The organism is Paramuribaculum intestinale (genome assembly GCF_003024925.1).
In the GTDB taxonomy this organism is placed as follows: Bacteria; Bacteroidota; Bacteroidia; order Bacteroidales; family Muribaculaceae; genus Paramuribaculum; species Paramuribaculum intestinale.
Map to the genome: position 1 here is coordinate 1 of NZ_PUED01000078.1, position 11,697 is coordinate 11,697.

The 11,697-nt window shown below is 55.4% G+C and carries 9 protein-coding genes; 1 reads left to right on the forward strand and 8 read right to left on the reverse strand.

The features are described 5' to 3' along the window. Nucleotides 1-194 precede the first annotated feature (194 nt). Nucleotides 195-650 carry a ribose 5-phosphate isomerase B gene (gene rpiB, locus C5O24_RS07195; protein WP_107036539.1) on the forward strand — a complete coding sequence of 152 codons (456 nt, stop codon included), beginning with the start codon at nt 195-197 and terminating at the stop codon, nt 648-650. 133 nt (nt 651-783) lie between these two features. Here rpiB and C5O24_RS07200 read toward each other — a convergent pair whose 3' ends face one another. The 8 genes from C5O24_RS07200 to C5O24_RS07235 all read right to left on the reverse strand — a co-directional run. Further along, complete coding sequence (locus tag C5O24_RS07200; protein ID WP_161553839.1) at nt 784-1,761, reverse strand: glycosyltransferase family 2 protein; 978 nt, start codon at nt 1,759-1,761, stop codon at nt 784-786. Continuing rightward, complete coding sequence (lpdA, locus tag C5O24_RS07205) at nt 1,758-3,104, reverse strand: dihydrolipoyl dehydrogenase (RefSeq protein ID WP_107036541.1); 1,347 nt, start codon at nt 3,102-3,104, stop codon at nt 1,758-1,760. Before lpdA ends, C5O24_RS07200 begins: the two co-directional genes overlap by 4 nt. Beyond that, nucleotides 3,101-4,576, reverse strand: a complete 1,476-nt coding sequence (gene gcvPB, locus C5O24_RS07210; protein ID WP_107036542.1) for an aminomethyl-transferring glycine dehydrogenase subunit GcvPB — start codon at nt 4,574-4,576, stop codon at nt 3,101-3,103. Before gcvPB ends, lpdA begins: the two co-directional genes overlap by 4 nt. Then, on the reverse strand, nt 4,573-5,904 hold the full coding sequence (gcvPA, locus tag C5O24_RS07215) for an aminomethyl-transferring glycine dehydrogenase subunit GcvPA (RefSeq protein ID WP_107036543.1): 1,332 nt from the start codon (nt 5,902-5,904) through the stop codon (nt 4,573-4,575). The genes gcvPB and gcvPA overlap by 4 nt, the downstream gene beginning before the upstream one ends. A 46-nt stretch (nt 5,905-5,950) precedes the next feature. Then, nucleotides 5,951-6,331, reverse strand: a complete 381-nt coding sequence (gene gcvH / locus C5O24_RS07220) for a glycine cleavage system protein GcvH (RefSeq protein WP_107036544.1) — start codon at nt 6,329-6,331, stop codon at nt 5,951-5,953. A gap of 34 nt (nt 6,332-6,365) precedes the next feature. Continuing rightward, nucleotides 6,366-7,469, reverse strand: coding sequence for a glycine cleavage system aminomethyltransferase GcvT (gene gcvT / locus C5O24_RS07225; protein ID WP_107681651.1), 1,104 nt, complete (start codon nt 7,467-7,469; stop codon nt 6,366-6,368). A 159-nt stretch (nt 7,470-7,628) separates the two neighbouring features. Beyond that, nucleotides 7,629-8,750 (reverse strand): lactonase family protein, encoded by a 1,122-nt coding sequence (locus C5O24_RS07230; RefSeq protein ID WP_161553840.1) that lies wholly within the window; start codon nt 8,748-8,750, stop codon nt 7,629-7,631. A gap of 26 nt (nt 8,751-8,776) precedes the next feature. Continuing rightward, the coding region (locus C5O24_RS07235; protein ID WP_133165495.1) for an RNA-binding domain-containing protein at nt 8,777-11,697 on the reverse strand (2,921 nt) is incomplete at its 5' end.

Here is an 11,697-nt window from a genome sequence, read left to right on the forward strand (position 1 = left end):
CCTATATACTCCTTACAAATACGAAGATATCGTAAAGCTATATGTTGCCGGACGAAAGAAACAGCAGCCGTAGCATTTAGATCTCAATACCTATAGCTACCACCACCTGCGCATCTCTGCGTTTGTTGACCGACATCAGCAGTTGTTCCACAAAATTTCGTAATTTTGCAGAACTAACAACAACCGACAACAAAATGACACAGCTCCCCACACCTCCCGCCGTAGTCGCCGTATGCTCCGACCACGCCGGCTACCAGCTGAAACAGACCATCATCCGCCGACTCTCCAATCTCGGATATGAAGTAAGGGATTTCGGCACCGACTCCGAAGCCTCTTGCGACTATCCCGACTATGCCCATCCCTGCGCCAAAGCCATCGAGTCAGGAGACGCCTCGTTTGGAGTGGCCATGTGCGGATCAGGCAACGGCATTGCCATGACGCTCAACAAGCACCAGAGCATCCGCGCAGCCATCTGCTGGACCCCTGAACTGGCACGACTGGCACGCGCCCACAACAATGCCAACGTGCTCGTACTTCCGGCACGCTTCATTGACCAGTCGCTCGCACTGGAGATGCTCGACTCATTCATAGCCGAACCCTACGAAGGCGGACGCCACGACCGCCGCATAGCAAAAATACCGGTAGAATGACCGGATTGTAAAGCAGGCAGGCGCCCTTCAGGCCACGCCCGCACCATTTTTTAGTATGAACGGACGCTGTGTCATAACATCGATTTCTGGCACAGCGTCTTGATTTTCATCAGTATTCATAGAGAATTCCCCTTCATCCCCTTATTCTGGGCAAAGGGAGAAGACGGCTCACCCGCCGCCTGATTTTCGACAGAAAGCCGGGAGCCGACTGCAGCCGACTACTACGCTGCTTCACTCTCTCGTCAAAATCATCGCCATCGAATACCATGCCAAGCCTGTCGAAAAACGACATGGCGCGCTCACGCGCTCCATCGTCGCCGGCGGCTGTCATTGCGGCGGCGATATCCAGATACGATTCGGCATAACAATCGGCCACACTACGACGTGATGAATGGAAATGACTGATCAGACACTCGCGCACGTCCATTGCCATCCGCCAGCCTCCCAGCAGATCACCGCTCCATATTCCCTTGTCATGACGTCGGTAGACAGCCATCGGCTGCGACAGATACCCTATATCACCACGCTCGGCGTGAAGCGAATGCATCGCGTAGTCAAACAGTCTTACCGACGCCACCCAGCCGGGCAGACGATCGTATGGAATCGCGCGATACATTACGCTCAGATTGGATATGACATTGGCCCGCGCCAGACCCTCCAGTGTTATACGGCTCGGCTGCCCCGGATTACTCAGCGACATCGACCCGTCCGACTGATAATAGTTTACCACCCGGTGGAAACAGAGTCCGTATTCAGGATGCTCGTCGAGCATCCTCGCCTGCCGTGCGAGCTTATGCCGCGAACACCACCAGTCGTCGGCCTCACATATCGCTATATACTCGCCGCGAGCCCTCGAATAAGCGTCAAGGTAATTGGCCTGCAGACCGAGATTCGTCTCCCGGCGCACAAGCCGTATCACGTCAGGATAACGCGCAGCCCAACCGGCAGCCACCTCGGCCGTCGAATCGGTCGACGCATCGTCGGCCACTATCAGTTCGAAGGGAAACGGCGCCTTCTGGCTCACCACTCCCCTGATCGCCTCACCAATGTAAGCCTCCTGATTATAGGCTATCATCAGCACGCTGACTTTCGGACTATGCATCTCGCTCATGATCCTCTCGCAGCCTTGTCGGCCTTTTCCACAGCCGCTGCCACACATTCCGAAAGAGTCGGATGACCGTGCACCACCGCGGCAAACCGCGATGAATCCACGTCTGCGACCATAGCCACAGCCACCTCCTGAATCAGATCCGAAGCATGCTGACCGCATATATGGCATCCGAGAATCCGGCGGTCGGTTTTTCCGACTATCACCTTCACGAGTCCCTCGGCATCACCCGTGGCCATAGCCTTGCCATTTGACCGGAAAGTCACCGTGGCAGCGACATATTCTGTCACGTTGTCAGCACACTGCTGCTCGGTAAGTCCCACCATGGCGCATTCCGGCATGGTAAACACTGCCGAAGGCATGACATCCAGGTCTACACGTTCGCCGAGTATCACACGTCCCTGAGCCGCGGCCGCGTGAGCGAGCATGCACAGCCCGTTGACATCGCCAATGGCATACACGCCCGGCGCCGAAGTCTGCATCGACCCGTCAACCCATATAAAGCCCCTTTCGGTCAACTCCACTCCGGCCTTGTCGAGTCCTTCGGGCAACACCGGACGACGTCCGACTGCCGACACAACCATATCGGTAACGATAGTCCGCTCTTTGCCCTTGCTGACATAGTCCACGGACATACGGCCGTCGTCGGCTTTGGATATACGGCTCACCGAAGCCTGCACGGTCACGTCCACACCACGGCGCTTCATGGCCATACGCAGACGCTTGGCGATCTCCCTGTCAAACGGCGGGAGTATCTCCTGACAATATTCAAGCACGCTGACCTTGCTGCCGAAAGCCGCGAATATCGAGGCAAACTCCATGCCTATCACTCCCCCGCCCACGATCGTTATCTCTGCAGGAAGACGATCCATCTCCAGAACACGATCGCTGTCGACTGCCAGTTCAGAGCCTTCGGCACACAATGGCGCCGGACACGATCCTGTGGCTATGACCACCATGGGAGCCGTAAACACCTCGTCGCCGACTGCCACCGTCCGCTCACCCGTAAACCGTGCCTCGCCCACCACCGTTCTCACACCGCCGAGAAGTGTCACCACCCCCTGACGCAACTCGCCTACCACGGCATCGCGACGGGCACACGCCGCCGCATAGTCGAGAGTGAAACCACTCGTCGACACACCGTAATCAAACGCCTCCCTTACAGTCACAGCCACCTCCGCCGACCGGCACAGAGCCTTTGTCGGGATGCAGCCACGGTTAAGACACGTTCCGCCGGGCTGATCACGCTCCACAATGATCGCGTCAAGGCCATTGGCAGCCGCCCGGGCAGCCGTTTCATAGCCGCCCGGACCCGCACCGATCACTATTATATCGCAATGGATCATGATTCCGAAGATTTAAGATCATCATATGTCACTACCGGATTCAGGGCGGCCGCCGTATCATCCGGACGACTTACCGGAGTGCTATGCGGAGCGCTCTTCACCACCTCCGGATTTTCAACGGCCTCCTTCGCTATCTCGCGCATGACATCGATAAACGCATCGAGAGTTTCGCGGCTTTCCGTTTCGGTCGGCTCGATCATGAGCGACTCATGGAAGAGCAGCGGGAAATATATCGTAGGCGCATGAAATCCGAAGTCGAGAAGCCGCTTTGCCACATCAAGAGTGGTGACGCCTGTCGATTTGTCACGCAGACCGTCAAACACGAACTCATGCTTGCACACACCCTCGAGCGGCAACAGATAGAGATCGCGCAGCGACTCCTTTACATAGTTGGCATTGAGCGTAGCCAGCGGGCCGGCCATCTTCAGCCCGTCGGCGCCAAGCGACATAATATATGCCAGCGCGCGGAGCTGCACGCCAAAATTGCCCAACGTGGCCGATATACTTCCGAGCGACTCGCCGCTATCGTCCGAGATTGCGAATGTGCCATCATCCCGACGACAAACCCGAGGTTCAGGCAGGAAACATTCCAGCCCTTTGCGCACGCCCACCGGCCCGCTGCCGGGTCCGCCGCCACCATGAGGCGTGGAGAATGTCTTGTGAAGATTGATATGCATCACGTCAAAGCCCATGTCGCCCGGACGAGCTATGCCAAGCATCGGATTGAGATTCGCACCGTCATAATACATCAGCGCACCCGCCTCATGCACCATCTCGGCTATCTCCTTCACGCCATGCTCGAACATGCCGGCCGTATTGGGGTTGGTCATCATCATGGCCGCCACCGTATCGTCAAGCAGCGGACGCAAGGCCTCTATGTCAACCGTGCCGTCAGGGAAGCTCTTCACCTCCACCACTTTCAGACCGGCCACTGCAGCCGACGCCGGGTTTGTGCCATGAGCCGAATCCGGCACGATCACCTTCACCCGCTTGCTGTCGCCACGCGACTCATGATAGGCGCGTATCACCATCAGGCCTGTTAGCTCACCATGGGCACCGGCAAAAGGATTAAGCGTAAACTCGCTCATGCCGCCTATCTCCGACAATGCTTTCTGGAGAGTCCAATAGGCTTCAAGAGCTCCCTGCACCGTCGATGCAGGCTGCAGCGGATGCAGATCGGCAAACGAAGAATATCCGGCTATCTCCTCGTTGATCTTCGGATTATACTTCATTGTACAGGATCCCAACGGATAGAATCCCGTGTCTACGCCGAAATTATTGGCACTCATATTGGTATAGTGCCGGACTACCGCAGGCTCATCGACTTCAGGCAGCCCCGGAGCATTCATGCGGAGAAGCGCGGACGGAATCGCCGCCAGTGCATCGGGAGTGGCATTGTCGGGCAACGACGCACCGCGCCGTCCATGGCGCGACAGTTCATATATCAGCTTGCCGTAATATTCCTTGTTCATGACTTCATCTTTTTGACGGTTTTTACCAGGCGGTCCATCTCCTCGCGCGTCTGCATCTCCGTGACCGCGATCAATATTCTCCGGGGAGCGATCTTTACTCCACACAGTATACCCTGCTCAAGGCACGCAGCCTCGAGGTCTGCCACGTCAAAGTCGGTATCCATGGCAAACTCATTGACAAACGGCTGAGCGGGAAACGACATACGCATCAGTCCCGTAGCCTCTAGCTGCGAAGCCAGATAATGCGCTCCGTTGAGCCCCTGCATGGCCGCCTCGCGCAATCCGTCGTCGCCGAGCAGACTAAGATACACCACAGTGTGGAGAGCCATCAGTCCCTGATTGGAACATATATTGCTCGTAGCCTTGTCGCGGCGTATATGCTGCTCGCGGGCCTGCAGCGTCAGCACAAACGTACGGTGCCCATCGGCGTCGGTCGTAGCTCCGACGATACGTCCGGGCATCTTGCGTATCAATGCTTTCGAAGCACAGAGAAAGCCCAGATACGGGCCACCGTAACGCAACGGCATGCCCAGCGACTGGGCATCGCCGCAGGCTATGTCGGCGCCCCACTCCCCGGGACTCTTCAGCAGAGCAAGGTCGGCAGGCACACAGTTCATTATCAACAGAGCCTTGTATCTGTGACACGCATCGGCCCATCCTGAATAATCCTCCGCGATACCGTAAAAATTGGGAGTAGCCACTATCACTGCCGCCACATCGCCATCGGCCAGCTTCGCCTCCATATCGTCGCGCCGAATCACACCGTCAGCCTCAGCTATTTCGTCGAGTCTTATGCCGTGGTAACGGGCGTAGGTGGCCACCACACGGCGAACGGCCGGATTGACCGTGGCGCCGATCAGCACCCTGTCGCGTTTACGCGATGCGCTCACGGCCATCATCATCGCCTCGGCCGTAGCTGTAGCACCGTCATACATCGACGCATTTGACACCTCCATGCCGGTCAGCCGGCTCATCATCGACTGATATTCGAATATATATTGCAGAGTGCCCTGCGATATCTCCGGCTGATAGGGAGTATATGCCGTCAGAAACTCCGAGCGGCTCAGAATATATGGTATCACCGCCGGGGTGTAGTGGTGATAGAATCCGGCGCCGGCAAAGCACGTCAGAATGCGGTTGTGGCGCCCGAGTTCATTGAAAAAATCACGAATCTCTTTCTCGCTACGGCCTTTCGGAAGATTATAGTCGCCCCGCAGACGCACGTCGGCCGGAACATCGGCATACAGCTCGCCGAGGTCACTCATGCCGCAACGGCCGAGCATCTCCCGGATGTCATCGGCCGTATGTGGAAAATAATGATGGATCATATTTCAGAATCTCTGTATGGGTGTGAGTGGAGAGAGGATCGTCATATCAGTGGGCGTCCTCTGTGGCGCAGAAAGCGTTGTAGGCCTCCTCGTCCATGAGCGCCGACAGCTCTTCCGGATCGGAAAGCTCCACCTTTATAATCCAGTTGGCCATCGCATCCTGATTGATCAGCCGCGGATTGTCGATCAGCAGCCCGTTGCTCTCAACCACCGCTCCGCTCACCGGAGCTATCAGATCGCTGGCCGCCTTCACGCTCTCGACCGCGCCGAATTCCTCACCGGCGGTCACATCGTCGCCCTCCTCGGGCATATCGACATACACCACGTTGCCGAGAGCCTTCTGCGCATACTCAGAGATTCCTATATAGCCGGTATTGCCGTCAACTGTCACATATTCGTGAGTGCGGCTGTAATAAGTCTTGCTCATATTCTTTGAAATTAATTTACTTAGGGTATTATTCTTATTTTTTATAGCTCTTCCTATAGAATTTCTTTGCAGTCACTGTGGCCGGGAAAGTCTTCTTGCGCACCTTCACAGCCACTTCACTGCCCTTTTCGGCGTATGTGGTCTCTATCATGGCCATAGCCACACTTTTGTCGACCGATATGCCGCGGTAACCGGTCGTGACATGACCTATCACCCGTCCGTCGGACCGGTCCACCACCTCGCAACCATGACGGGCTATCGCGCGGTCATGTATCTCCAGCCCTACGAGCTTGCGCCGCAGTCCTTCGGCTTTTTGCCTCTTCAGAGCCTCGCACCCCACAAAGCCTCCGGCCTTGTCGAGCTTCACAAATATGCCGAGTCCGGCCTCAAGCGGAGTGATCTCGTCGGTAAGTTCGTCGCCATAAAGCGGAAGACCCACCTCGAAACGCAACGTGTCGCGACATCCCAGACCACACGGCGCGCAGCGCCCCGAATCCATAAGCTGATCCCAGAACCGGCATATCGCCCCATGGTCGGCATATATCTCGAATCCATCCTCACCGGTGTAGCCCGTGCGGCTCACGATCAGATGACTGCCATCCTTATCTAACTCCTTGAACGTGTAGAATGTAAGCTCGCTGCATGGCAGACCAAGCACTTCCTCCATCACGCGCTCTGACTCCGGTCCCTGCACGGCAAGCTCGCCCATAGAATCGCTGAGGTCCACGATATCTACGTCAAAACCGGCGGCCTGCGACCGCATCCAATCGAGATCCTTGTCGATATTGGCCGCGTTGATCACTGGAAAAAAATCGTTTTCGCCACGCTTGTAGACAAGCAGATCATCGACCGTGCCGCCATCCTCCCTGAGCATCATCCCGTAGAAGATCTTGCCCGGAGCAGCTCCCGCAACATCGTTTGTGAACAGACGGCTTATATAACGCTCGGCATCTGGTCCCGTCACGGACACTTCCCCCATGTGTGACACATCGAACACACCGCAACGGTTTCTGACCGCTTCGTGCTCCTCGGTGATGCCCTCATACTGTATGGGCATATCAAATCCGCCGAACGGACTCATCTGCGCTCCCTGCGCCACATGTCGCGAATGCAGACATGTTTTTTTGTTTTCAGGCATATATTTTCAGTTTTTAAGGTATTGCGTTATAATCCTTGATCCGTAGGTCAAGCGACGTGACATGCAGCCGAGGCCGCATGACCCTACAGCGCGAATTTACATAAAATAGCCGAACCGTGCAACTATATTTTTGGGCATCATGTCTGCCCTGCTTCAACGTCATTCACCAGCGATCCGTCCGGCAAACTTCAGACACACCGGATTGGGGGTGACGGCATAATGGTCAGTCGGCGTGAGTTGCCCGGTCAGACTGTCGCGCGCATACACCTCTATGCGGTCATTGTCGCGACAGGCCACAAGCAGCCATCGGCCGTCGGGCGACAACGCGAAGTTGCGCGGATGAGGCCCTGTGGCCATATAGCCGGTGCGGGTGAGCCGTCCGGTTGCCGAATCTATGGCAAACACCGCTATGCCGTCGGCCTTCAGACGATTGGATGTGTATAGAAACCGTTCGTCGGGCGACAGATGAATATCTCCGCTGCCGTGGCCGCCGACGGTGTCGGACGCTATATACTGCACCGGCTCAAAACTGTCGCCGCGGCGTTCAAGCACCGTGACCTCGCCGGAGATCTCATTGATCAGATAACCTGTGCCCCGTTTCGAATAGACGATATGACGTGGCCCGGAATGCGGTTTCAGCTCCACGTCTGTCATCCTATTGGCATCCACCAGGTTCTTCGCTCCGGAACCATTGAGCGGGAATACATGCAGACGGTCTGTGCCAAGATCGGCGCATACCAGCAGTGACGAATCGGGGGTGAACGTGACGCTGTGGAGCCGCGGCGCACCCTTGCTCTGTGTCGATGGATCGCCATGCTCGAAACTCAATATCTGAGGATCTCCGACAGGCTTCCCGGCCGAATCAAGCGCATAGATCGTCACATTTCCTCCATGATAGTTGGCTGTAAGCACATATCGGTCATCGGGCGACAGATTGACATAACAGGGTGCCCCGCCGCCGATAGTATCGGACGACTCCAGAGTCATCCGCAGACTGTCGGCATCGAAACGTATCATGTTGACCGACGACAGCACCGCAGCATCTTCACCGACTGAATATATACGCCGCCCGTCGTCTGAAACATGCACAAACGACGGATTGCTTATACCCTTCACCCCGCCCGACAGCGTGAGGCGGCCAGAGGCCGGATCGAAACTCCACACTTTGACACCCATGCTGTCGGAAGGCGAATAGCTACCCGACAGAAGTATCAGTCTCTCCGTTTCACGATCAGAACTACTGTGACTGACGCAGCATACACTGCCAAAGCCTACCGACATTGCGGCAACAGCTGAAATAACATGGCTCAACCTATACATTGCGTAAGTATTTTTGTTTTTTCTTCCACATATTCTTTAAGACTGTCGCCCTGCACTATCCATGCATGTCCGGGCACACTCATGACGAATCGGCCAAGACCCTCCGGGCTGCTTATCGGGCAGCGCAATTCAAACATCGCTCCTGAGGTATCCGCTGCCTGAAGCTGCTGCACAAGTTTGCCGGCGACAGGAAACTCCTCCACAAGCAGCCGATAGCCATAGGCCGAAAGCCTTATCACCATCTCCTGGGCCTTATATTGTTCAAAACTCATGCCGAACGGGTCTATATCGAGATTTGTCGTGCCATGCGCACGACTCCACTTCTGCGCGGCAAGCTCCACTCCCTCACAACGCGTCACCTTGAACAGCCGAGTCTTCTTGTTCAGAATATCGTACCCGCATATCGTGCGCCGCTGTTCCCATATCTTATACACTTCGATCTGCCTGTCGCATCGGCCCGACGATGAGGCATACCCCTTGAGCACAGCCACGCGCTTTTCATCGGCGGCCTTGCGCAGCAGAGCCATGTCGGACGTATCGCGGGCTGTGCGCTGCGCACGCAGTCTTGATGCAAGCGACGGTGTCATCGGCACCGTTTTTCCGCTCTGACGCACGTATGAGTCATGCAGACCTTCCGGCCTTGATCCATCCTTGAACTTTACCAGACCGAAAGTATAGGGTTTGACCCGCACACGCAATACATATTTTCCTTCCCTGCTCGTTTCCGTGGCATAGGTTATATCCGAGCCGAGAACGTCGCCAATAGGATTGGAATTGTCTGCATCGACAAAAGCGTCCTCCACAACCGACTGCACATATCGGCTATAAGCGTCATTGCTTGCCACTTTTATAAGTCCTTCGCGCATCAGTTCGGATATATCGGCATCAAGCCCCTCGGCATAACCGTTGTCATTGACACCCAGCAACAAGTCTCCTCCAAGCTCCGAATTGAGAAAACCGCACACCGTCTTGAGTATAGCCCATTTCTGCACGTCGGGCTCGGCCTCGACCTCCTTGAACCGCCGGCGGTTGACCGGAGGGAATACGATCGACTTTTTCAATTCGAGCGTCGACGACTCCTCTCCGTAGAATGTACGGTCAGCGTTGATAGCCACATATTCGTCATCAACCCCGAGCTTCTGAGCTATGGACTTCTTGATATTGTTGAGCTCGGTTTCATTAATGATCCCTATCAGCGAATTGGAGGCGTCGATAAGCTTGTTGATGCTTGCATCCTGATTGTCGCGCACCTCGGTGGTCAATGTCCGGCTCTCCGGATGCCGGTAGCGGTTAAGCTCACTGATAATACGCTGCCATACTACAACGTCGGCGTTTGAAGCCAGCCGGTCATCATCGCTCAGCGCCAGAGGTGTTACATCGCGATTGCGGCTGAACGCCACAAGTCTGACAAGATATTGCCGCTGCAGCTCCATATACGACACATCGTCCGGCCGGTCCGACATCAGCGACAGCATATGTGCCGCAGTGATATATTCGAGCCTTTCCACCGAGCCGAAATCGCCATTATGCAATATATAGCATATAAAATTGGACAACAGCCTCACTCCGCGCGGATCCTCTATCATCTCTCTCGAAACCACAGGCTCATCGTCAAACGGACAGTTGGCGTTGCAGTCATTGAGAAACTCATACAGGAAATTGCGGTCGGCATCTTCCGGCTTAAAATTATTCTCGCCGAACCGATATGGATAAAACGTATCAAACTGCGCATATATGCGCATCGGCTGCTGATCACTCACCTCCTTATAGGTCTGAAGGCTTATGCTTGTACCCTCGTCGGCGGCCTGACGCACACTCTCAATGTATTCAGAAGGCACCTCGTCATATTTGCTTCGGTGGACGGCGACAGTCAATCCGTTGACAAGCCGCCACAATGTGCCCGAATCCGAACCGAACGTGCCGGTGTATATTCCGTCGAACGCCTGTGCGCAACTGCGCCGGGCGAGTTCTCTGTAGAAATTCTCCAAAGCCGGACGCACGTCAAACTTGTTTGAAACATTTTTCTTGTACATGACCCTCATGACATCCCCTACGGCAAGACCCACCTCATCGTCAGGCCCGGCAGAACGCGTGAGATCCGCCAGAGCGCTGTAGGCAGGGATAGTCATTATTTCGCCCGGCTGTGAGAAGTAGCGGAACAGTTCGCCATGGATAGTGACATAAGACGGATCAGCAGTGGCTACCTTGATCCTGTCGCCTTCGATCGACGTCACTTTCACATACACCTCCTCACCGTCGGCATACTCCTTCAGCTGCCGACGCACCGACGGTTTGAAGTTTTTCAGACCCTGCAACATTACATTGGAACGTTTCTGAAACTCGTCGAACGACGGCTCGGCCTTCACATCGGCGCGGTCGGCCACGATCGTCAGCAATCCGTCAAGACAGGCAAACGATCCGCGGCTCATCCGCTCGAATGCCTCAAGGTTGCAGGCTGCCACGCTCACTTCGTCATGTCCTATGGCAAGAGTGCCGTTGTGCTCGTAGAAGTAGGTCTGTCCGTCAGCGTCCGGCGCAAATTCCAAACCATCGGCAAGACGGATGATAAACGTCGGCAAGCGGCTTGCATCAAGATTGCGGATGTCAGTCCAGTTTACACGTATCCTTGTGATCCTGCGCCGTCGCACACATCCCACGGCTATATCCCACAGCCGTTTCAGCACCTCATCTTTAGTGTTTTTCTGAGTCAGAACCAGCAGGTCAAGCATTCCCGTCAAATAGCTGTGGGGCTGATTTCCGGCTTTAAGGTCGGCAAGGACAGTCGCTGCGTAAAGCTTCAGATATGCCACTATGTCTATATCATCGGGAAAAGCATGGCTGAACTGATGGTTGTCAAGACATTCATTCATCCGGTCAAGCATTCCCTTCATGCAATCAAGCGACGCTT